The sequence below is a fragment of the Streptomyces aquilus genome (genome assembly GCF_003955715.1).
Taxonomy (GTDB): Bacteria; Actinomycetota; Actinomycetes; order Streptomycetales; family Streptomycetaceae; genus Streptomyces; species Streptomyces aquilus.
In genome coordinates, this window is the sequence record NZ_CP034463.1 from 30,906 (window position 1) to 53,825 (window position 22,920).

Annotated in this window: 18 protein-coding genes and 1 pseudogene; 15 read left to right on the forward strand and 4 right to left on the reverse strand. The window is 68.9% G+C overall.

All coding sequences use genetic code 11. The features are described from left to right. Nucleotides 1-158: 158 nt before the first annotated feature. The 5 genes from EJC51_RS00190 (at nucleotide 159) to EJC51_RS00210 (ending at nucleotide 4,676) form a co-directional block, all read left to right on the forward strand. Nucleotides 159-722 (forward strand): ATP-binding protein, encoded by a 564-nt coding sequence (locus EJC51_RS00190; protein ID WP_126269121.1) that lies wholly within the window; start codon nucleotides 159-161, stop codon nucleotides 720-722. A gap of 381 nt (nucleotides 723-1,103) precedes the next feature. After that, nucleotides 1,104-2,120, forward strand: a complete 1,017-nt coding sequence (rfbB, locus tag EJC51_RS00195) for a dTDP-glucose 4,6-dehydratase (protein WP_126269122.1) — start codon at nucleotides 1,104-1,106, stop codon at nucleotides 2,118-2,120. Nucleotides 2,121-2,122: 2 nt separating this feature from the next. Next, nucleotides 2,123-3,130, forward strand: a complete 1,008-nt coding sequence (locus tag EJC51_RS00200) for an ATP-grasp domain-containing protein (RefSeq protein ID WP_244362269.1) — start codon at nucleotides 2,123-2,125, stop codon at nucleotides 3,128-3,130. Continuing rightward, a complete protein-coding gene (locus EJC51_RS00205) occupies nucleotides 3,130-4,260 on the forward strand; it encodes a DegT/DnrJ/EryC1/StrS family aminotransferase (protein WP_126269123.1) in 1,131 nt (376 codons plus the stop codon). Before EJC51_RS00200 ends, EJC51_RS00205 begins: the two co-directional genes overlap by 1 nt. Further along, nucleotides 4,257-4,676, forward strand: coding sequence for a low molecular weight protein-tyrosine-phosphatase (locus EJC51_RS00210; protein WP_126269124.1), 420 nt, complete (start codon nucleotides 4,257-4,259; stop codon nucleotides 4,674-4,676). The genes EJC51_RS00205 and EJC51_RS00210 overlap by 4 nt, the downstream gene beginning before the upstream one ends. An 18-nt stretch (nucleotides 4,677-4,694) precedes the next feature. Here the strand turns inward: EJC51_RS00210 and EJC51_RS00215 are convergent, their stop codons facing one another. Next, a complete protein-coding gene (locus tag EJC51_RS00215) occupies nucleotides 4,695-5,867 on the reverse strand; it encodes a UDP-N-acetylglucosamine--N-acetylmuramyl-(pentapeptide) pyrophosphoryl-undecaprenol N-acetylglucosamine transferase (protein WP_126276726.1) in 1,173 nt (390 codons plus the stop codon). A gap of 419 nt (nucleotides 5,868-6,286) precedes the next feature. Between EJC51_RS00215 and EJC51_RS00220 the strand changes: the two are divergent. The 6 genes and pseudogenes from EJC51_RS00220 (at nucleotide 6,287) to EJC51_RS00245 (ending at nucleotide 13,821) form a co-directional block, all read left to right on the forward strand. Then, nucleotides 6,287-7,467 (forward strand): annotated as a pseudogene (locus EJC51_RS00220) (IS110 family RNA-guided transposase). Between the two features lie 804 nt (nucleotides 7,468-8,271). Next, on the forward strand, nucleotides 8,272-9,219 hold the full coding sequence (locus EJC51_RS00230; protein ID WP_126269125.1) for an IS481 family transposase: 948 nt from the start codon (nucleotides 8,272-8,274) through the stop codon (nucleotides 9,217-9,219). Between the two features lie 114 nt (nucleotides 9,220-9,333). Beyond that, entirely contained in the window at nucleotides 9,334-11,367 is a 2,034-nt protein-coding gene (locus tag EJC51_RS00235) for an NACHT domain-containing protein (protein ID WP_126269126.1), read from the forward strand. A gap of 205 nt (nucleotides 11,368-11,572) precedes the next feature. Further along, entirely contained in the window at nucleotides 11,573-11,740 is a 168-nt protein-coding gene (locus EJC51_RS48375) for a replication-relaxation family protein (RefSeq protein WP_244362272.1), read from the forward strand. Between the two features lie 4 nt (nucleotides 11,741-11,744). Continuing rightward, nucleotides 11,745-12,527 (forward strand): replication-relaxation family protein, encoded by a 783-nt coding sequence (locus EJC51_RS00240; RefSeq protein WP_244362275.1) that lies wholly within the window; start codon nucleotides 11,745-11,747, stop codon nucleotides 12,525-12,527. Between the two features lie 298 nt (nucleotides 12,528-12,825). Further along, the gene (locus tag EJC51_RS00245; protein ID WP_126269127.1) at nucleotides 12,826-13,821 is read left to right on the forward strand and encodes an ATP-dependent DNA ligase; all 996 of its coding nucleotides are present in this window, start codon (nucleotides 12,826-12,828) and stop codon (nucleotides 13,819-13,821) included. A gap of 679 nt (nucleotides 13,822-14,500) precedes the next feature. Here the strand turns inward: EJC51_RS00245 and EJC51_RS00250 are convergent. Further along, entirely contained in the window at nucleotides 14,501-15,184 is a 684-nt protein-coding gene (locus tag EJC51_RS00250) for a DUF6292 family protein (protein WP_126269128.1), read from the reverse strand. A 42-nt stretch (nucleotides 15,185-15,226) separates the two neighbouring features. Then, complete coding sequence (locus EJC51_RS00255; protein ID WP_126269129.1) at nucleotides 15,227-16,237, reverse strand: DNA polymerase Y family protein; 1,011 nt, start codon at nucleotides 16,235-16,237, stop codon at nucleotides 15,227-15,229. Here EJC51_RS00255 and EJC51_RS48380 point away from each other — a divergent pair. The 4 genes from EJC51_RS48380 to EJC51_RS00275 all read left to right on the forward strand — a co-directional run bounded on the left by EJC51_RS48380 (nucleotide 16,194) and on the right by EJC51_RS00275 (nucleotide 21,252). Next, nucleotides 16,194-16,970 (forward strand): DUF6233 domain-containing protein, encoded by a 777-nt coding sequence (locus EJC51_RS48380; RefSeq protein ID WP_244362277.1) that lies wholly within the window; start codon nucleotides 16,194-16,196, stop codon nucleotides 16,968-16,970. The genes EJC51_RS00255 and EJC51_RS48380 overlap by 44 nt on opposite strands. A gap of 96 nt (nucleotides 16,971-17,066) precedes the next feature. After that, complete coding sequence (locus tag EJC51_RS00265; RefSeq protein WP_166682789.1) at nucleotides 17,067-18,236, forward strand: tyrosine-type recombinase/integrase; 1,170 nt, start codon at nucleotides 17,067-17,069, stop codon at nucleotides 18,234-18,236. Continuing rightward, nucleotides 18,233-20,731 carry a tyrosine-type recombinase/integrase gene (locus EJC51_RS48145; protein ID WP_208870669.1) on the forward strand — a complete coding sequence of 833 codons (2,499 nt, stop codon included), beginning with the start codon at nucleotides 18,233-18,235 and terminating at the stop codon, nucleotides 20,729-20,731. The genes EJC51_RS00265 and EJC51_RS48145 overlap by 4 nt, the downstream gene beginning before the upstream one ends. Next, complete coding sequence (locus EJC51_RS00275; protein ID WP_244362280.1) at nucleotides 20,728-21,252, forward strand: hypothetical protein; 525 nt, start codon at nucleotides 20,728-20,730, stop codon at nucleotides 21,250-21,252. The genes EJC51_RS48145 and EJC51_RS00275 overlap by 4 nt, the downstream gene beginning before the upstream one ends. 35 nt (nucleotides 21,253-21,287) lie before the next feature. Here the strand turns inward: EJC51_RS00275 and EJC51_RS00280 are convergent, their stop codons facing one another. Next, on the reverse strand, nucleotides 21,288-22,568 hold the full coding sequence (locus tag EJC51_RS00280) for a PIN domain-containing protein (RefSeq protein ID WP_126269131.1): 1,281 nt from the start codon (nucleotides 22,566-22,568) through the stop codon (nucleotides 21,288-21,290). Nucleotides 22,569-22,920: the final 352 nt, after the last annotated feature.

The window sequence follows — 22,920 nt, forward strand, 5'->3', positions numbered from 1 at the left end:
GAGAGCACGACTTTTCCTGTTCCTCATGAGCCCCGGGTCGTTGACTCGGTATCAGCTGTTCGAGGTCCGGGCTCCCCTTCCTCGACGGCACAGAGGAGAGCCCGGCCCGACGTCCCCGTCGTCGGGCCGGGCGCCTACCCCGGAGGGATACCGCGACCATGATCGCTGCCCGACTTACCCCGTCCGGCGCCCGCAGGTACACCGAGACGCTTGCGTGCGAACCGGCATCCGCTCGCCGAGCCCGCCTGCTCGTCTCAGCCGCTGTGAACGCCTGGGGCATAAGCGAGATGTCCGAGGCGGGCATGCAGATCGTGGCTGAGCTCGTCAACAACGCCGTCGAGCACACCCGGTGCCGCAGCGTTCGCGTACTGGTCACGCGCACGACTGAGCGCAGGGTGCGTATCGCCGTCGCCGACACCTGCCGCGAGACACCAGAGATGGGCAGACCCGACGGCGACGCTGAGGGCGGACGCGGCCTGCTCCTGGTCGATGCCCTCAGCTCCAGATGGGGCTACGACCGCGACCCCTTGGGCAAAGTCGTCTGGGCCGAGTTGGAGGTGCCACCAACCGCGGAGCATCAGTTCGCCGAGGCGTTATCTCTTGGCACCAGGACATCGCGGCCCCGGGGAGACGACGCTCCGCCTGGCTCAGCACCACCATCGGGTTCAGCCGCACCGTGCTCACATAAGGCGGCACCGAGTGCGCCGAGGCCGCCGCGATGAGGGTCGCCGGCCCCGCCGCAACTGCCCGGCCCAGCCGCGCGCGGCAGAAGCGGTCCACGCCAAGGGTCTCGGCGTCACCCTCGGCTTCGACGAACCGAGAACCTCATCGCCCCCTGACCGCGCGAGGTCGCCCTCCTCCGGCGGGTCATGGATGTCAGATCGTCCCGCTCACCCTGCCCGCGATCTTCAGGGGGCCGCGTTCCAACGGGGGCTCGTCCCCTGCGAGGCTCGCGCACGTGAGCCCGCGGCACGACCTCAGTGTCCCCTCGGGCATTGTCCGCAGGCTGCCCGTGTGCCCCGTGCGGAGCGGGCTCCCTTCCTCCCAGAGCCCTCCGCCCCCTCCCTGCTCCGGCCATCACTCGACCGAGATTGGTCAGGCTTATGGAAAAGATCCTGGTTACCGGCGGCGCCGGTTTCATCGGTTCGCATTTCGCCGCGCGGATGCTGGCGTGTGAGGACGTCGCCAAGTTGACCGTCATTGATGCGCTTACCTACGCCGGGCACAAGGAGAACCTGGCAGCCGTGCTCACCTCGCCCAAACTCAGCTTCGTGCGCGGCAACATCCTTGACCAGCACCTGGTGGACGAACTGGTGCAGCGACACGACGCGGTGGTGCATTTCGCGGCCGAATCGCACGTCGATCGCTCGTTCCTGGAAGCGGGCACCTTCCTGACCACCAACATCCTTGGCACGCACACGCTCCTTGATGCCGCCCGCCGCCACGGCGTGACCAAGTTCGTGCACGTTTCCACCGACGAGGTGTACGGGCCGATGCCGACGGGGTGCGCCACGGAACAGTGCGCGCTCAACCCAACCGTGCCCTACGCCTCGTCGAAGGCCGCCAGCGACCTCTTGGCCCTCTCCGCCTTCCTCACCGACGGCGTTCCGGTGTGCGTGACCCGCTCCTCCAACCAGTACGGGCCGCAGCAGCACCCCGAGAAGATCATCCCGCTGTTCATCACGAATCTGCTCAAGGGCCAGCAGGTCACCCTCCACGGTCAGGGCCAGCACGTGCGGAACTGGCTGCACGTCCAGGACAACTGCTCGGGCATCGAACTTGTCCTGCGGCGGGGCATCCCCGGCGAGGTCTACAACATCGGGGGCGGCACCGACCAGACCAGCCGGGAACTGACCGGTCATCTCCTTCGGCTGTGCGGAGCCGACTGGAATGCGGTGACGTACGTCCCGGACCGCAAGTGCAACGACGTTCGCTACGCCATGGACTGGTCCAAGGCGCGTGACGACCTCGGCTACCGGCCTGTCTGGTCGCTGATGGACGGTCTTGCGCAGACCGTCGACTGGTACCGGGCTCACCCCGAGCGCTGGGCGCCCGCATCCCGCAACACAGATGCGCCGATGGCTGCGCTCAGCATCACCGACACCGGGGAGAAGAAGTGACGATGATCTCCAACATGCGCGTTCTGGTGACCGGAACGGGCGGAGCGCCGGGCTTCGACCTCGCCCGTCACCTGATCCGGCTCGGCTGCCAGGTGATCGCCGCCGATGCCAACCCACTGGCCTGCGGCCTGGTGCTGGCCGGCGTGACGCCTTGCCTCCTGCCGTCCAGCGATGACCCGGACTTCGGGGCGCGCCTCTTGGACGTGTGCCGGCGCCTGCGGCCCGAGGCGTTGATATCGACGATCGAGTGGGAACTGCCGGTGCTGATCGCGCAGCGCGAGGCACTGGCCGCCCTGGGGGTGCGGACGTGGCTTCCGGATGCCGGCACAGTGACCGTGACCGGGGACAAGGCCGCTTTCCACTCCGCGCTCACCGCGCGCGGCATCCCCACCCCCGCCACGTGGCTGCCGCACCAGCTCGACACTGCCGCAGTGCCCGGCCCGTTCGTCGTCAAGCCGCGACGGGGCCACGGCACCCAGAACGTGCACGTGTGCCGCACCCGCGCGCAAGCAGCCGTGCTGTGTGAACTCGTCCCCGACCCCGTCGTCCAAGAACACATCCTCGGGCAGGAGTTCACGGCCGACTGCCTCGTCGACCGTACGGGCAACGCCTCCGTCATCCTGCGCCACCGCCTCCTGGTGAAGGCCGGACTGTCCGTAGTAGGGCGCACCTTCCACGACGACGAGGCCGCCGACCTGGTCAAACGCACCCTGGATGCCGTCGGCATGATCGGCCCGTGCTGCGTCCAGGGCTTCCAGTGCGCGTACGGCGGCGTGACGGTGACAGAGGTCAACGCACGCTTCGCCGGCGGCTTCCCTCTCGCCGTCGCGGCAGGCGCCGCCCTCGTCGAGCAGACCCTCAACGGGCTCCTCGAACTCCCGGTCGACCACACCCGGCTCGCCTACACGCCGGATGTGTGCCTCACCAAATGCTTCGAGACCGTCGCTACCGGCGCCTGGCCGCCCCCGCCCCTACACGGCCTCACCGAACCTGCTGAAGGAGCATCCTGATGGGTGCCGTGCCGCTCCAGGTAACCATGAACGCCCGTCCGTACCTGCACGGTCCAGAAGCCGAGGCGCTGACCGAAGCTCTCCAGGCGGGCCAATACGGACACAGCGCCATCGTCGACCGGTTCGAGCAGGCCATCGCCGACTACCTCGGCGTTCCCGACATGGTCGCGGTCGCCTCCGGAACCGCCGCACTGCAACTGGCCCTCACGACCGCAGGGGTTGCCCCCGGCCACGAGGTGATCGTCCCCTCGCAGACCTTCTGCGCGTCCATCCACGCGATCCTCGCCACCGGCGCACACCCCCGGTTCGTCGAGATCAATCCGGACACCCTGTGCACGGACGCCGCGAATGTCCGCGACGCGTTAACCCCCAAAACCCGCGCCATCGTTCCCGTCCTCTACGGAGGCCGCGCGGTTGATCTCTCCACTCTTCACGACGAACTCACGCGGCAGCGCATCACAATCGTCGAAGACGCCGCCCACGCCTTCGGCTCCCACTGCAAAGACACCTTCGTCGGGGCACGACCAGGCGTCCTGACCTGCTTCTCCTTCGGCCCCATCAAGAACCTGACCTGCGGTACCGGCGGCGGCATCATCCCCCGCACCCCGCCAGAAGCCCAGGAACTACGCACCCTGCGCGCCCTGGGAATCGTCCAAAGCCAGACACAGCGCGCCGCCACCACCTCCTACACCGTCCAGGAGTTCGGGCTGCGGGCCACCATGTCCGCCCTCAACGCCGCCATCGGCCTCGCCCAGCTGGAGCACTTCGAGAAGGTCGCCGCCAAACGGCAGGAGCTGTGGCGCACCTACGCGGACGGCCTGCACGCCCTCGACGGCGTCCGCCTGGTCGACGTCGACATCGACCACACCGTCCCCTTCAACTGCGTCATCCACCTCACCGACCGCGACCGCGTGTTCGCGGCACTCCGCGCCAGCGGCCTCGGAGTCGGCGTGCACTACCCGCCCAACCACCACCAGCCGGCGTTCAAACATTGGCACCGGCCCCTGCCCGTCACCGAGAGGTCCGCACGCCAGCTCATGAGCCTGCCCTTCCACCCCTCCATGAACCGAGACGACGTCCAGTACGTCCTCTCGGCCCTCGCACGCTCCCTCGCAACGGAGACGCCGTGAGGAACATCCTGACCGTCTGCCTCGGCAACATCTGCCGCTCCCCCTACGCCGCGAGCGTCCTCCAGCATCGTGGAAGCTGGGCCGTCGACGCCCGGTCGGCAGGCCTGAGCGACAAGTGGACCGGTCAGCCCGCCCACGAGGAGATGCTCGAACTCGCCGCCGCCCGTGGCTTCGACCTCGCCGGCCACCGCGCCACGCAGGTCACGCCGGAGCTGTTGGAGTGGGCCGACGTCGTCCTGGCCATGGACTACAAGGTCCTCGACGAACTCCGGAGGCAGGCCGACCCCACCGTCTTCGGCAAGATCACCTTTTACCTCGACGACCAAGACGTCCCCGACCCCTACGACGGCACCACGGACGATTTCGCGCGCGCCGCCGACCTCATCCAGCAGGGCGCCCACCGGCACCTGCCGTGACCGCGGGCCGCGGCCCGGCTACCTGCCGGCCGCGGCCAGCACCACATCCACCAGACGCTCCGCAGCATCCGGCCGCCCATGCGCACGCGCCCGCTCGGCCATCGCCGCCCGCCGCTCGGGATCCGTCAGCAGCGGCGCCACTGCAGCCCGCAGCTGTCCGGGCGTCACCTCGCCGGTCAGCGCGACAGCCGCCCCGGCATCAGCGAGATGCCGGGCGTTGTGGACCTGCTCGTTGCCGGCCGAGGTGGCCAGCGGCACGAACACGGCCGGCTTGCCCAGCGCGGTCAGCTCCGCGATCGTGCCCGCCCCGCTGCGGGAGATCACCACATCGGCCAGCGCGAACACATCCGGCAACTCCGCGCCCATGTAGCCGGCCAGGTGATAGCGCCCCGCACTCGCAGCGGGCAGCTGAGCGGTCTGCCGGCGCAGTTCGTCGACGTTGCCGGGACCGCACTGGTGGATCACGTTGGCGTGCTCCAGCAGCCAGGGCAGCACATCCCGCACCAGATGGTTGACCTGCTGTGAACCCTGCGCGCCGCCGGTGACGTACACCGTCGGCAGCCGTGCGTCGAACCCGTGCAGGCCCAGCGCATGAATGGCCTTCTGCGCCTGACCGGTGAACACCTCCGGCCGCACCGGGTTACCGGTGACCACCGCAGCAGCGCGCACGCTCTCGGGCAACAGCGGCAGCGTGGACGGAGAGGACACCGCCACCCGCGTCGCGGCTCCGGCCAGCGTCCGATTCGCCAGGCCCAGCCGCACCGTCTGCTCATGCACCACCAACGGAACCCGGCACAGCCGCGTCGCCGCCACACCGACCGGCACCGCCACATAGCCGCCCGTCGCCAGCACCACATCCGGACCGAACCCGGTGATCGCCTTCCTCGCCTGCAACACGCCCAGCGGCACCCGGCTCATGTCAGCAATGTTCGCCGGGGACACCAGTTTGATGGGGTTCTTCGATCGGCGGATCTTGCCCACCGCAACCGACTCGAAGCGGATCCCCTCCCCCACCGCGACCCGAGACTCCAGACTGTCTGCCTCGCCCACCCACACCACATCCAGCCCGGCGCCCTGTGCCGCGAGACGGGACTGCAGCGTGCGCACCGCGGTCAAAGCAGGGTAGGTATGACCACCCGTACCGCCACCCGTCACCATCAAACGAAAATACCGGCGGTGATCGTTGTACATGCTGCTCCAGTTGTTCCAGAATCGGCCCGCTGCCAAGGCCCGCACCTTCACCGCGGCTGAGGGCCTTGACACTCGAGCCTCCCACAACCAGAGACGACAACCCTCCCAACCAGCCACGGGACAACCGCCCCGTCCCCTTCGCCCTCGTAGAGTGCACCGGTTCCCCGAGCGTCGAAGGCCCCCCATTACCGTCTTCGTAGCCCCGCAACGGGGTTACCGGCCTTCGGAGTTGGCATGACTACCTCCCCTTGTCGAGTGCATGGCCTGGGGGGGGTGTCACCAACTCCGGCGGCACTGACAGACCGCTGATTAGGGGCATGACCACCGACCTTTCCGCAGGTTGGGAGGCTCTTCGTAATGTGGATGTGGCGATCAGTGCCGTGGCAGGGCCGGACGAGTACGACCGGAGGACACCCCACGTGATCGACACCGGCGACATCAACATCTACCTCGGCCTGGACGTCGGCAAAGGCGAACACCACGCCACCGCACTCACTCCGGCCGGGAAGAAGACCCTCGACCGCAGACTGCCCAACAGCGAGCCCAAACTCCGCGAGGTCTTCGCCAAACTGCAGGCCAAACACGGCTCCGTCCTCGTCATCTTCGACCAGGTCGCCTCCATCGGCGCCCTGCCCCTGGCCGTCGCCGGCGAGCTCGGCTGCCATGTCGCCTATCTGCCCGGCCTGGCCATGCGGCGGATCGCCGACCTCTACCCAGGCGAGGCCAAGACCGATGCGAAGGACGCATTCATCATCGCCGACGCAGCCAGGACGAGGCCCCACACGCTGCGGTCGGTCGACCTCGACGACGAGACGATCGCCGAGCTGCAGATGATCGTGGGGTTCGACGACGACCTGGCGTCCGAGGCAACTCGCCTGTCCAACCGGCTGCGGGGCCTGTTCACGCACATTCATCCGCACCTGGAAAGGGTCCTGGGCCCGCGCATGCAGCACCCGGCCGTGCTCAGGCTGCTGGACCAGTTCGGCTCGCCGGACCAGATCCGCAAGGCCGGACGCCGACGACTCGTCGCCCTGATCCGGCCGAAAGCGCCCCGCATGGCGGAGCGGCTGATAGACGACGTGTTCACCGCGCTCGACGAGCAGACCGTTGTCGTCCCGGGCACGGATGCGGCCGCGCTGATCGTTCCCAGCCTCGCCTCCTCGCTCCAGGCCGTGCTCGACCAGCGCAAACTGCTGGCCCACCGGATCGAGGAACTCCTGGAGGCCCACCCTCTTTCCAAAGTCCTGATGTCCATGCCCGGCATCGGCGTCAGGATCGGAGCCCGCATCCTCATCGACGGCGGCGACGGCACCGCGTTTCCGTCCGCCGCCCACCTTGCCGCCTACGCCGGCCTCGCCCCGGCGACCCGCACCTCCGGGTCGTCCATCCGCGGCGAACAGCCCTCACGGAGAGGAAACCCCTCTCCGCGTTCGCCGCACTGGCCGACCCGGCCTCCCGCACCTACTACGACAAGAAGATCACCCAGGGAAAGCACCACACCCAGGCCATCCTCTGCCTCGCCCGACACCGAGCCGACGTGCTCTTCGCGATGCTCCGCAACGGCACCTTCTACCAACCACCAACCCCAGCTGCCCCTTGACCGAAGTCATGGGGCCCCCGCAGGACCTGCAGACCAGGCTCGGCCTGATCGACCAGGCTCTCGTTCATCAAGCCGCCGCCGACCTCGCTTCGAGACGCGACACCCGCCGAACAAACGCTCGGGGCGTGCACGGACCCGCGCTCGCTCCAAGCCGCTGACCCCATGCACTACCCACATGCCCTGAACATGGTGGGCGAGCCCACCTGGTAGCTGATGGAAGAGGTGCCAGACCTCCTGCCTGGCCGCAGGAACGTGAAGTGGCCCCACATGATGATCTGAGGGGGTCAGGTTCTGGGAGCGTGGTTAACACGCCCGCAACAGATACTGATCCCCCATCAGCCCTTCCACCGCTGCCGTGTCGAACAGATGCCCCTGCAACTAATGCATGCGGCCACAGGTCTTCGCCACCGACTTCCCCCAAAGCTGCGACATCCGTTCACAGCCCCCGGCCGACAACCCCGTCGCCTCCATCGGCCCGACGACAGAACCCCCACGCTCCACCATGGAAACCACCCCTCCGCCCAAGCGCCCTGGCACACTAGACCGCGCCACTGACAACACCCCCCAACAAAGACACAGAAGCGGCATGCAGGCAAAGGAAAACCAGCCCCCTTACTAGCATCACCGCAGGTCACAAAGTGTCGTCCCCGCGCCCGCGGGGTTGCTCGGGCAGTCCTCGGGGGCCGGAGCCACCCCGCCCTGTCGTCCCCGCGCCCGCGGGGGTTGCTCGCGGGCGTGCCTTGTCGGTCTAAAACTGACGACCATCGTTGACACCTGGGTCTCCCGACGCCTACGGAGATCCACATGTCGAAGACAACCCCGCTCGATCGCGAGGCCAAGCGGCGCCTGGCCGTCATACGCCATGTCGAAGAGGTCACCGGCAACGTTGCTATGAGTTGCCGGTACTTCGGCATCAGTCGGCAGGCCTACTACATCTGGTACCGCCGTTACCAAGCCGAGGGCATCGAGGGGCTGCGCACGCGCTCGAAGGCCCCCAAGCACAGCCCGAACGCCACCCACGTTGAGGTAGTCGGGAAGATCATCTACCTCCGGCAGAACTACCACTTCGGGCCAGAGAAGATCGCGATGTACCTCAAGCGGTATCACGACGTCACGATCAGCAAGTCGGGCGTGTGGCGGATCCTGAACCGCCTGGACATGGGCCGTCTGCCGGCCTCTCAGCGGTACAAACGCCACGACCGCCGATGGAAGCGGTACGAGAAGAAGCTGCCCGGCCATCGGGTGCAGATCGACGTGAAGTTCATCGAACCACTTGCCTCGATGCCTCAGGGCCGCCGCGGTGGGCGCAACAAGTACTTCCAGTTCACCGCGATCGACGACTGCACCCGGCTGCGAGTCCTGCGGATCTACCCAACGCTGAACCAAGCGACCGCGATCCAGTTCCTCGACTACGTCATCCAGCGCCTGCCGTTCCAGGTCGAGGTCATCCAGACGGACAACGGCGCCGAGTTCCAGTCTGCGTTCCACTGGCACGTATTGGACAAGGGCATTGCCCACACCTACATCAAGCCGCGAACACCGCGCCTGAACGGCAAGGTTGAGCGCTCTCACCGCATCGACGCCGAGGAGTTCTACCGGCTCCTCGAGGGCGTCATCATCGACGACGCCGAGGTCTTCAACGACAAGCTGCGTGAGTGGGAGGACTACTACAACTACCATCGCCCGCACGGCGGCCTTGGCGGCCAGACACCTTACGAACGCCTCAAGCAGAAGACCACGACTCAGGCGTAACCGGTGATCGTCAGTTGCACACCGACAGACTCGGGCTGTCGGGTTGTCCGTCCGCCTGGTCACGAGTGGGAGAAGTCGCCGTTGTGGGGAGCTCGCGGTGGTGATGATCGGGGGGTGGCAGGACTCGGGGGGCGCCGCTGGCGGCGCAGGTGGCAGATGTTCGGGGCTCTGGGTGCCCTGGCGGTCGTGGCGAGTGTCGCGTATGCGATGCGACAGTTGTTGCACGGTGGTCTGGAACCGGGTGACACCGCCGGGCTGCTGGGTCTGCCCCTGGGGGTAATCGGGCTCGTGGTCTCCGTGGTCGCATTGCGCAATCCGGTCGAGGGCAACGATGCTGAGCGTTCCCGTGGTTGGGCCGCGACGCTGGCCAAACAGGTTGAGGATGGGGAAAGCGGGGTGTGGCGGCAGTTGCTGGGTGACGACACCCGGCGCATCAACCTTGCCTATGACCTGCAACCTGCTGTCTCCCGCCCCGCCGTGGCGTTGGCGGCCGGACGGTTGACCGCCGACGGAGCAAATTCGGCGACGGTGCCGGATATCGTCTCTTATTACCGAGCCACCCAGCCTCTGCGCTTGGTCATCACCGGCGCTGCCGGGGCCGGCAAGACCGTCCTCGCCCTGGAACTACTCTTGGCCCTCCTGGACGGCCGGGCCGAGGACGATCCCGTTCCCGTGCGTATCCCGCTGTCCCGATGGGACACTGAACGCCAGTTGCTGCCCGACCTGCTGCGGCAGCGGTTGGTGGAGGCCTATGACTGGCCCACCGACCTGGCGGCCGGCTTAGTGCGGCAGCATCTGGTGCTGCCGGTGTTAGACGGCCTGGACGAAATGGACCCCCTGGTCGATGGCTCCCCCGATCCTGCCGCGCCCCGCGCCACCGCCGTCGTCCGCGCGCTCAACGCCTACCAGCAGGGCCGTGACGCCGGGCCTCTCATCCTGACGTGCCGCACCCGGCACTACGACGCTCTAGCCACACATGCTGAGGTGCTGGATGCCGCCCGCATCACCATCGCCCCCGTTGACGCCACCGACGCCCGCACCTACCTCACCGACCGCGCCCTCACAACGGACCGCTGGCAGCCCCTACTCGACCACCTGGCTGCCCACCCCAGCGGACTCCTGGCGACGGTACTTTCCACCCCCTGGCGACTGTGTCTGACTGCCACCGTCTACCACCGCGACGGTGACCCCGGGGAACTCCGCACTCTCCTCGACGCGAGCACCCTGGACGACCATCTACTGGCCCGGTACATCCCCGCGGCCACCCGCATCGCGCCCAACCCTCACGGGTACGCGCCCAAGGACGTCCACCGCTGGCTCCACCACCTCACCACCCACCTCGACCCAACCGGCGCCCTCCCCGCCACGGCCCCTACATCTGTGGAGGCCACCGATCTGCTCCTGCACGAACTGTGGCCCCTCGCCGGACGCACCCGCGTCCGCACTACCGACGCCGTCCTCACCACTCTCGCCGTCCTCCCGTCCGCCTGGACAGCCCCCCTAAAGCCGACAGGGCTCGCCGCCCTGATCACTGCGCTTGCCGTCATGTCCGGAGCCCTCGCCATCACAACCGGCCAGCCCACAAGTACGGCGAACCCGCTCAGGACCCGTCAAGGACGCAGGGAGTTCGCGTTCTGGCTTGCAGGCGGGCTCGTACTCGGGCTCGCGATCGGGCTCGCGATCTGGCTCGCGATCGGGCTCGCAGCCGGACCCACAGTCGGGCTCGCAGCCGGATTCGCGACCGCACTCACGGTCGGACTCACGCGTGAGCCGGGTACAAATCTCGGAGCCCGGGCCGTCATCAGGAGTGACGCCATGGCCGGACTCATGTTCGGACTCACGTTCGGGCTCGCAGTCGGGCTAGCAGGCGGCCTCGAAATCGGGCTCGCGGCCGGGCTCGCAGCCGGACTCGCAATGGGGCTCGCGGCCGGACTTTCGGCCGGACTCGCGGGCGGTGCCCGGGCTTCGCGGCGGTATGCGGTGTTCCTGCTCTGCTCGCGCCGCCGTCTGCCGTTCCGGCTCGGCCTCTTCCTGGACTGGGCTGTCACCGCAGGACTCATGCGCTACAGCGGACCCGCCTATCAGTACCGCCACCGCGAACTCCAGCACTGGCTCCGCCAGCACCCCCAACCAGCGGACCTTCCCTGAAACTCGGGGCGTCGCATTGCCGGTAGCCGCCACGCCCTCAATTCCGTTCGCGGGTGGGGTTGTACGGCGTGGTCGGGGGTGGGGTTATCGCATCGTGATGCTGGTCGGGCCTTCATGGTCGGTGGTCTGGTCAGGGCCGGCTGCTGGCCTGTCCCGTAGGCGCGGCGCCGGTGGTGGTGCCGCCCCGTACGGGAGGCGGCGGGTCATGGTGAAGAGGGATGCGGGTGGCGGGGACCGGTTGGCGTTGACGGTCCTGGCGCAGCACCGGATGGCTACCACTGAGCAGATGCATCTGATGATCGGGCCGGGGGTGCGGATCGAGCAGACGAGGCGGCGGCTGGTGAAGCTGCGGGGTGAGGGGTGGGTTGGTTGATCGTGTGACGTTGCCTCAGGCGGGCCGGATGCGGGCCTGGTTCGTCACCGAGTACGGGGCGGAGGTTGTTGGTGGGTTCGCGGAGTTGCGGGGCTGGCGGCCGTCCCGGCTGGGAGCCGACCGTACGGCGGTCCGTCTGCGGGCGGGGCACGTGTTGACGGTGACGGAGACCGCGCTGGCGTTCGTGCAGGACGCCTGCCGCTGCGGGGATGTGTGCCGGCCCTTGGACTGGATCCCTGAAGTGCACCACCCCTTGGGGGGTGGCGAGGCCGTCATTCCCGACGCCCTGCTCTACTACCGGCGCGGCGGTGAGGGTGAGCGGGACTGGTCGATGTTGCGGGCGTTCGTGGAGGTGGACCGGGCCACCATGAGGCCCGAGCGTGTGGCGGCGAAGATCCGGGCCTATGAGCGGCTGTATCGGTATGTACCGACTCCTGTCGGCCGGCCGCGCGGGAGCGCTGTTCTCGAGGAAGAGTGGCGGCGGTATCCGCTCTTCCCGCGTCTGTTGTTCGTCCTGGACGGCACCGGCCCCGCCGGGGTGGAGAACCGGCTGAGTGCACTGCGCGCGGCCGCCCGGCTGGCCGGCGCCGATTTCGCGCGACAGGTACCCATCCTCGCGGCCCCGCTGACGGAGCTGCTCCGTGCGGGGCCCTCTGCACCCGTCTGGCAGCCGATGACCGAGGCCGGGCAGTGCGTTCCTGGGTTGCGCCCTTGGCAGGCTGACAGGCTGCCAAGGGCTGGCTTTGGTGCGGCGTCGACCGGACGGCAAGCCCGACCATGGGCCTGACCACACCCCGACCATGGGCCCGACCACGGTCTCCCCGCCCCCAGCCACAGGGCTGACCATGCAGGTCATAGGCCTGCGCAATCAGATGGGGCGTTGTGCACCAGCCATAGCCGCCCACCGCCCCCTTGAGTGCGCAGACGTGCGAAGCTCCCGGCCGCTTGCGCAGCAGGACCGGCCTGGTGCGCACTCGCTGCGCACCGGCCGTCTGCGTGATTGCGCAGCTGATTGCGCAGCCTGTCGGCGCGGCCGTTGGTGGGCGGTGTGCAGGAGATGCCGCCCAGGGTGGAAGGGGTTGAGCATGCCTGCTTCCTCACCCGGCTGGTCGCTGCCGGAGCCCATGCGCGCCGTGCCCGTCACCGACCCGGCGCTCCCGGCCGGGTGGGCGGCGCAACTCAAGTGGGACGGCTACCGTGCACTGGTTGGCCGGTGGGCTGATGGCCGGGTCGCGGTGCGCAGCCGTAACGGCGGCGATCTGACCGCATCGTTCCCCGAGATTGAGGAGGCCGTTCGCCTGCTTCCCGACGACACGGCGGTTGATGGCGAGCTGGTCGTGTGGGAGGGCGGACGGCTCGCGTTCGAGCGGCTGCAGCAGCGCATGCACCGCCGCGGCGCGGCCGCGACCCGCGCGGCCGGCGAGCTCCCCGCGCATCTGGTTGCGTTCGACCTCCTGCGCCTGAACGGCCAGGGCCTCACCGGCTGGCCCTTCAGCGACCGCTATGCCGCGCTGCAGGAGCTGTTCCTCAAGCATCATCTGGCCGCGCCGTGGTCGCTGTGTGCGACCACGACCGACCCGGTGCAGGCGGCCGCCTGGCTGGCCGACTACCCGGCCGTCGGCATCGAAGGCCTGGTGTTCCGGCCTCTGGCGAGCAGGTACGTGCCGGGCGGGCGCGGCTGGACCAAGTACAAGATGCGCCACACCACGGAGGCAGTCGTCGGCGCGGTCACCGGCAGCCTCACTGCCCCCACGACCGCCCTGCTCGGCCGCTACGACGACGCCGGCCGGCTCCGGTACGCAGGCCGCACCACCACCCTCAGCACGACCGCGCGCCAGACTCTCGCCGGGCAGCTGCGCACCGGTGGCGCCGACTATCCCTGGACAGGCCGCACCTTCAGCGCTGGGTGGAGTTCAAGGGAGCACCTGTCGGTGCGCCTGGTCGTACCCGAAGCAGTTGCCGAAGTCGCCGTGGACGTCGCCCGGGACAGCCCCGGGCGCTGGCGCCACCCGGTCAGGTTCACCCGCATTCGAGCCGACATGACACTAGGCGACGTGCCACTGTTCGGGGCGGCTCCCTAACAGGTCACCATCAAAGGCGACCAACCTGCGCGGGTTTGAGGGCCCGACAGCCTCGGCTCATGCGGTTTCCGGATGGCAGCCATGCGAGACATTCGCTTGTCGCATATGGCCCCTCTCCCTAGGGTCGACGCCGTGGGCAACACCGCCTTCCCGCGCCACCACGTGGGCGCGGCTGCGGTAAACCGCCAGACAGCCGTAAAGAGCTGTCGTCGGCGGACGTGCTGAACGAGATCGACAGGGAGACGCGATGCGCAAAGCAGTAATCAGCTTGTTCGTGGCGCTGGCGGCCGTGCTCGCCGTAACCCCCCTCACCACCGCCGGCCACACCGACACCGTCGCCTGCTGCGGTCAAACCCCCAAGTAGGAGACGCTCACCCGTACTTCGGCGCAGCAGTAGGGGCCCGTCAGCTCTTCGACAGGCCCTTGGTCACTTCGGGAGTGCGCAGTTCAGGTGGGCCTGGCAGTAACGAGATCGACAAGGAGACGCGATGCGCAAAGCAGCAATCGGCTTGTTCGTAGCACTGGCAGCAGTGCTCGCCGTAACCCCCCTCACCACCGCCGGCCAGTCCGACACCGTGGCCTGCTGCGGGCAAAACCCCAAGTAGGAGACCCTCACCCGTACTTCGGCGCAGCAGTAGGGGCCCGTCAGTTCCTCGGCGGGCCCTTCTTCCTTGAGCTGTCACCGCTCATGTTCTTCCATGGTCGGCCGGAGTGCTTGCCCGAGGTCGGTCGGTGAGCGGCGGTGCGGGGCGTCCTCGTTGTGTCCGTAGATGGCCTGCACGGCGGCGAGTGCCTGTTCGTAGGTGTCGGTGAGGGTGTCGATCGTCAGCCGCATGCCCTGCTCCTGCTCCGCGTCCGGTCTGCCGCCGGGGCCGGTGGGCGTCTCGGGGTGTGCGAGTGGCGGCAGGCCAAGCACGGCGCGGCGGAAGTCGCGGGCGGCGGCCCGGAGTTCCTCTCCTCGCTCCCACTCCGTGCGGTACTCCATGTCGGGGATCTGGCGGAAGCGGACCAGCTGTTCGGCGACGTCCGTGACGTGCTCCGGGTCGGGGACGACGGTGCGCAGCGGGGCGAGCGGCGCGTAGAGAAGGATCTCCCGGGTGTTGAGGCAGGTGAGGGCGTAGAACCAGCCGCGGCGTTCCTGCCAGTGCAGGCGGATGCCGCTGCTTCGGTAGCGGGTGCGGCTGGCGTCCCAGGTCAGCCACATGTAGGTGGTCAGGCCGCCGTACTCGCGGGTGGTGCAGTCGGCGTGTACCGAGCCGGGCGGGATGCCGCGTGCAGCGAGCGCGTCGTCGACGGCCCGCACATAGGGCCAGTGCGGCAGTCCTTCGGGTCGGCCTGGCCATCCGGGCGGCTCAAGCAGCACGGACCTCACCCCCACAAGCATCGGGAGCGGACGGCGTGCGGGTCATGAGGCGCGGCGGAAGACGGCGGCCGGGCCGATGACGCCCGCACCGAACTTGTCCCGAACCCGGTCGACCACGGTTTCGGCGACCAGGCGGGCTTCACGGGCGTCGTCCAGGCTGATCTGCTCGGCGGCCTGGTCCGCGCCGATGAGGTCCTCACCCCTGAGCGACAGTCCGGTCAGCCTGCCGCGTTGCAGGCCGGCGGCGTCCATCAGCTGGTAGGCGAGGGTGCGCAGGTCGTCGTCGTGGGCGGACGGCTCCACCAGGCGCCGGGTCTTCTCCCATCGGGTGTTGCCGGCGAAGGTGAGGGTGAGGGTCAGGGCGCGGGCCACCTGGTCGCGACGGCGCAGCTGGCGTCCGAGCCGGACGACGAGTTCGAGCAGGGCGGCACGCACGGTGGCACCGTCCAGGACGTGCCGCTCGAAGCGACACCGCACGGAGGCGGCCGGAGGCAGGGCGCGGGGGACGACGGGGCGCGGGTCGATGCCGCGGGCACGGTCCGCGGCGATGCGGCCAGCGCGGCCGCCCAGCAGACGGTGCACGGTGGCGGGCGGGACGGCCGCGAGCAGGCCGACACAGTGGATGCCGTAGTCACGCAGCACCGCCGCCTGCCGCGGGCCGATGCCGTGCAGGGCCTCCACCGGCAGCGGCCCCAGCCAGTCGTCCGCCTCGCCCGGGGCGACGGCGAGGATGCCGCCCGGAGACGGGACCTGGGCGGAGGCGGTGGCCGCCACCGTGATCGTGGGGCCGATACCGACACGGACGTCGACGCCGAGGCGGGACAGGGAGCGGATCCGCAGGATCTCCCCCAGACGGCGGGCATCGGTGCCGTGATAGCGCAAAGCCCCCTTCAACTCCACCACAGCCGCGCTCGGCGGCAGGGCTTGGACGATCGGCGAGAGTTCCGCCATCAGTTCCAGTAGCTGCCGGTAGGCGGGCTCTGGCAGCCCGTCCGGGCACCGCACATGCATGATCGTCGACACCTGGTCCGGTGTCACCGCGCTCGTGGTCATCACCGTCACCTCCCACACCCCACGTTATCGAACGCAAAATCGAACACGCGAGGGCACGGGGAAGGATCATGGGCCTAGAATCGGCAATGTGTTCGATGATCTGCCGCCCGACCTGGAGCGCCTTCACACCCTGCGGGTCTGGCATGCCCTGTGGATCGAGCGCATCGACCGCAAGATCGAAGCCCTCCGGCAGCGGGAACGCGAGCAGGAACGCGGCCGCCGCAACCGGCCCGCCCCGCCGGAGTGGATCGTCGGACTCGGCATCGGCGCGGGCCACCCGCCCGTCCAGGTCCACGCCGGCGACTGCTACGCGGCAGGCAAACGCCGCCGCCCTGTCGACCGCGACGAAGCCCGCCGCCTGCTCGCCACGGGCCTGCCCGGCTGCACCCACTGCCAGCCCGACGTCCAGCTCCACATCATCGACTTAGCCGCCCGCCGCCCGCCGGGCCGGGCGCAGCAACACCGACGCACGGTTTGGGGCATTCTGACACCGGCGTGGCTCGAACAGTCGTGTCATTCGGCCGGTTATCCTGCGGGAAGGCGGCTGGTCTTCGCCGCCCAGAACAGGACGCACGATGTCGACTCCCCCTCCCCCGGCCTCCGAACCGGACCCGTCCGCGCTGACCTGCCCCGGCGACCAGGTCGGCCTGTGTGCCGGATGCCAGCGCAAGACACACCGCTACGGCAACGGCGGCTGCCCGATTTCTCTCGGGGTGGACCGGCTGTGGTGTGACGTGGGGTGAGGCGGGTTCGTTGACCCTCGGGGACTCGTTCTCGGGGGGTGTGGCTCTGCGGCGGGTTGTTGCACGACTCGTGGCAGGAGTTTGGGATGCGAGCGTTTCCCGTGGTGATGCCGTCCGGGCAGAGGTACTGGACGGTCCTTGATGACCATTTGGAGGTCGTCTCTCTAGCTGATCAGTGGCTTCGGCATCTGAGGTTCGGCCGAGACCGGGCGGAGCTGACGACCAAGGCTTACGCCGGCAGTGTCGCGCTCTACCTGCGCTGGAGCGGATCGACGGGGCGGGCGTGGGCGGAGGCCGGGCGAGACCTCGGATTGTTCATGGTCTGGTTGAAGTACACCCCGGCCCCGCGGGACGGGGTGGTGCCGGTGGTGCGGGCCGGGCCCGGTGCCGTCCCGGTGCGCGGTGAGCGGCGGATCAACCGGGTGCTGGTCGCGGTGCGGGGTCTGCTGTCGTACGCGGTGTCAGTCAGTGAGGCACCGAGGTCGGTGCTCGGGCAGATCTACGAGCTTGCCGACAGCCGGGATCTTCCCGCGGAGGCACAGGGGGAAGACGGCGGCCTGTTCTACCGGCTGCGTCCGGTGCACTCGCTGCGCGAGCCGGAGACGACGGTGGACCGGGCCGCGGACGCCGCGCTGGTGGCGATGTTCGTCGCCTGCCGTAACGCGCGTGACCGGCTGATCGTCCTGCTGGTCGGCCGGGTCGGGCTTCGTCGCGGTCAGGTGGCGGGCCTGCGGCGCAGCGATGTCCATCTGCTGCCGGACTCCCGGGCGCTGGGCTGCGACTACCCGGGCGCTCACGTTCATGTGCGGCGGCGGGAGAACGTGAACGGGGCCTGGTCGAAGTCGCGGCCCGCGTGGGTGGCGCCGCTGGACTTCCTCGTGGTGTCCGCGTTCGACCTGTACTACGACGAGCGGCACCGGCTGCTCGGGATGGGCGGGAGCGACTTCCTGCTCGTGAACCTCTTCCGGGCGCCGCTGGGAGAGCCAATGTCGCCGGAGGCGATCGGCGAGCTCCTGGAACGGCTCAGCGGCCGGGCCGGACTGGACCGGCGGGTGGGCGCGCACATGGCGCGCCGGGCGTTCGCCTCCAACGTCACCGACGCCGGAGGCCAGCCGGACGAGGTGCAGGCGGTGCTCGGGCAGAAGAGCCTCGACTCACAGGCGCCGTACCTGTTCCCGGATCCGAAGCGGGTGCGGGCGGCGATCGAGCGGGTGCCATCGCCGCGTGGCATGGCCGGCCCGGAGGACAGCCGGTGACGGCCGCCAGCGCCCCAGCCCTGTCCGAGGCCGAGGCGCCGGACGAAGACCAGCGGGTGGGGGAGCTCCTGCGCGCCCTCGATGCCGATTTCCTGGCCCTGTTGGGGTGGGACTGGAACCGTCGCGTGATCACCTGGCCGCGCCGGCATCCGGTGATCGGGCTGCCGGACTGCCCGGTGCCGGGCTGCCCCTTGGCGATCACCGTGCTGACGCGACCGATGTGTGGGGGCTGCATGGAGCGGTGGCGCGGTTCCAGCCTCCCGCTCGACGAGTTTCTGCTCGTGCCGAAGGAGACGAGCCGCGGAGTCGGCGAGAGCCTGTGCGTGGTCGGAGGCTGCGAGCGGCCCCGCGACACAGTCGCCGGCCGGCTGTGCCAGGCCCACCACGCCCAGCACACGAACACGAGCTTGAGCGCCTTGAGCCTGGAGGAGTTCCTTACCCATCCTTGCGTGACGGGGTACGCCTCGTTCGGGCCGTGCGAGGTGGTCGCCTGCTACCTCGACCGAGCCGGTCGCCAGGACCCGTACTGCAAAGCACACGTGCGCCGCCTCTACCGGGCACGGTCGGCGCCCGGGTTCGACGAGGCGCACTGGCGCCGGACGGACAAGGCGATCTGCACCACCCGCGAGGTCAGTCTGCGCGGCTTGCCGGACCGCCTGGTCGCCGAGCTCCTCTACGGGCTGTGGGCCCGTACCCAGGAAGGAATGAAGGCACGGCCCGAGTGCCTGCGCCCGCTCTACGACCGGCTGCGCGCCCATCAGGTGCAGGAGCTGCAGGAGGTGACGGACCCGGCCGGTCACGGGCACAGCAGCGAGCAGGTCACGATGATCCGGGCCTGGCAGCGGGCGCTGCGCCTGCTGAACATGACGCCGGAAGCCGAGCGCGTGAAGGACGTCTGGGACATGGCGGTCTTCGGCTACACCGGCCGCATCTCGTTCGCGCCCGTGCTGCAGGTGCCGCTGCGGGAGGCGATGAAGGTCTGGGTGTACGACGACCTTCCCCGGCGCCGGAACAAGAACGCCGTCCAGCACGCCCGCGCGATCATCGCGGCCATCGGCATGCTCTCGGAGAGCTTGTGCCTGCAGCGTGAGGACCGCGGCGCAGTGCCTGCGGCGTGGGGGCGCGGCGACATCGTCGCCTTCACCAACCGCATGGGCTACTTCACCTCGACCGGGAAGATCAGCCCAGCGCGGCGCCTGGCCTTCACGCGGTTCGTCCGCAGGGTCCTGCTCCGCTTCCGCACCCTCGGCCTCACCGCTCGCGGGCAGCTGCTGGAGGGCATGCCGGCCGACTTCGCGGTCGGGCCGGAGGACATGCCCGACGAGCCCGAGGACACCGAGGCCGGCCGCGACCTGCCCGACGAGGTGCTGCGCGAACTGTGCGCCCACCTCGACGAGCTGGAGGCCCAGAGCAGCACCGAGGTCCGCGTCGCCACCGAGCTGCTCATCGACACCGGGCGGCGCCCCGACGAGATCAACACTCTGCCGTTCAACTGCCTGGAACAGGACCCGGACGGCTCCGACGTCCTGGTCTACGACAACCACAAGGCCTACCGGCTCGGCCGACGGCTGCCGATCGGGGCCGAGACCGCCGCGGTCATCCGCCGCCAGCAGCAGCGCGTCCGCGAACGCTTCCCCACCACCGCCCCGGCCCGGCTGCGGCTCCTGCCGCGCCCCAAGTCCAACCCGGAGGGCACCAAGCCACTCGTCGACGTCTCCGGCCACCACCGGGCTTGGGTGAAGTCCCTGCCCGACATCCTCGTCCCCGTCGTCGCCGCCGACGCAGACACCCGAGTCACGCGGCTGGTGCCGTTCGACAAGAAGCGGATCTTCCCCTACGCCTACAGGCACTGCTACGCCCAGCGGCACGCCGACGCCGGCGTCCCGGTCGACGTCCTGAAAGAGCTGATGGACCACCGCCTGGTCAGCACCACCATGGGCTACTACCGCGTCGGCGACGAACGCCGCCGCGAAGCCGTCGACCGCGTCACCGCGCTGCAGTTCGACCGCCACGGCGACCGGGTGTGGCGCACGGCGAAGAGCCTGCTCGACTCCGAACACGTCCGCCGCGCGATCGGCGAGGTCGCCGTCCCCTACGGCGTGTGCCGCGAACCCACCAACGTCGCCGCCGGCGGCCACGCCTGCCCATTGCGCTTCCGCTGCCTGGGCTGCGAACACTTCTCCACCGACGTCTCCTACCTCCCCGACCTCCAGGCCCACCTCGCCGACCTGCTCCGCAGCCGCGAACGCCTCATGTCCGCCTTCGAAGCCGACGACTGGGCCCGGACCCAGGCCATGCCCTCCGAAGAAGAGATCCGCCGGATTCGCCGCCTGATCGAACGCGTCCAGACCGACCTCGACGACCTCACCCCCGAAGACCGCGCCCAGATCGAACAGGCCGTCACCGTCGTGCGCCGTAGCCGCACCGTGATGCTCGGCATGCCCCGAGTCCGCCAGCCCCTCCCCGACGTCCGACCGGCAAGGACCCCGACGTGACCAGCCCGATGCAGGACGGCCGACACGCCGGCACCGAACGACGCCGGCAACGAGTCCAGGACGCGATCGCCGCCGCCGTACGCGACGGCACCGCTCTGACCGCCTCGGCGATCGCCCATGCGGCCCGAGTCGACCGCACCTTCCTCTACCGCCACCGCGACCTCCTGGACAACCTGCACACCGCGAGCAGCCGCTCGACCAGCCCGTCCCCCGGATCCGCCCCGACGGTCACCACGGCCTCGCTCCAAGCGGACCTCGCCAACGCCAACGCTCGAGCGACTCGTCTGGCCGCCCGCGTCCGGCACCTGGAAGAGCACCTGTCCCGTCAGCTCGGCGAACGGGCCTGGCATGAGTCCGGACTCAGTGCTCCGGCCGACATCGCCGAACTGCATGCCGCGGTCACCCACCTCGAACAACGCACCGTCGAACTCAGCCGCGACCTGGAGGAGCGACAGGCCGAACTTGAAGCGGCTCGCGCCGCGAACCGCGAGCTGACCCGAGCCCTGAACCAACGCGGCTGACGTGCCCGGGCCGGCCCGGTGCTGGTTATCCGGCCCTAGTCCTCGTCGGGCTCGACCCAGACCTCGACCTCTGCGGTCGGCAGCGGCAGCGGGCTAGGACGCGCGAAGCCCAGCATCATGTCGAGTGCTTCCTCCGCGGTGCTGGCCTGGCCAAGGTAGTGCCGCATATTCCGACTCATGCGGTTTCGCCTGATCCGGTCATCCAACTCCGCGATGTAGTCCGGCAGGATGAGGGGGTCCACCTCGGGGAGGTTGTCGGCTTCCTGGGCGGTCGCGGCTCGTGGTGTGCTGCTCCGCAAGATGTCGAGCTTCGAAGTTGAGTCCGTCAGGGAGACGAGTACTCGTGTCTCCCAGGCGCACCCAACTTCTGCGATGTCGAGCGTTCGGTTGAGAAGAGCGTGCCCGCTGAGCAACCACGTGACCCATGCTGTGCACCAGACGTGGTCACCAATGCGATATGCCTTCGCATCACGGACCGAGGCAAACGAGACGTTCGGGTTCCCGAGCCACACCTCCGCGATGCCCTCAGGAAGCTCCGCCCCCGTCGGCTCTTCCAGTTGAGTGCTTCTGAACCGACGCCACCCGGTCTGGTGGCGGCTGGGGCGCAGAGGCGCGCCGAAGCGCGTCTCGAAGGCGATCGTCTCCAGGTTCCCTTGCCCCCTGAGAGCGGAATCGAGATCGCTCTCAGGAACGTCGATCTCTTCCGAGAACTGCGGGAGGATGTCCTCCAGCTTCAGCAGATGTACGAAGCGGTCGCCGAGCTTCTCAACATCCCTGTCCATCGGGTACTTGTAGGTTTCGCCACGGCCGAAATCCTTGATGTTCTCGCTGACGAAGTAGACCGTCTCCTGTGGATGCTCCGTGGCGTATTCCACGGCCGACAGCCAGATCGCGGTGTCACGGCCACCAGTCTTGATCGTCTTGATGACCTTGCCTTCCTCGTTCACGATGTCGACCGCTTTGCATGGCGGAAGCACGGCTGCTTCGCGTGTCGTGGCCTGCTCGAGAGCGTTTGCGCTCGTCGGGATGACGTCGACGATCTCCAGGTACCTCTGCCTCCAGTACTGAAGGACCCGATCGTGATCCAGGGGTGCAACGACGCCGGAGTTGCCGGTCGGTGCGCTCTTGGCGAGGGCCCGCAAGGCCGCTTCGGCTTTCTCATGAGCCAGGTGGTAAGTCCGAGCGCGCTGCCCCGCCAGCTCCTCCAGAGCAGCCCAAGGGACTGACACCCCTCCTACGTCCGCTGTTTTGATGGCCCGAAGGAGTTCGGCCTTGGGACTCTGCAGCTCGAAGCCCCTCAGGATGTTCGTGTCCAAGATGATCAAGGTGGGGTGCTCCGTCTCCCTCGAATCCGAGTCGTACGGTCACACCCTCTCAAGTTCTGATCACCGAATGGGGGGCCTCAGGGCTACGACTCCCTCGGTCTGCACCTTGCCAGCACGAACACGTGCCGACCACGGTGTGCTCCGGGCCGGGATCGTAGATCACGGCCTCGTAACCCTCGTCGGTGTTCAACTGGACCAGGTGCAACGGCTCTTCGTCGCCGGGCTTCGGGTCATCCGTCACCCAACCAGGGTTGGGCGCGCTGCTGACGCCCCATCCGGGAAAACCGGGGCATCGCGCGGAGCTTGCGGTACGTTGATCTCTTCGCCGACGGGCGGAGTCCCG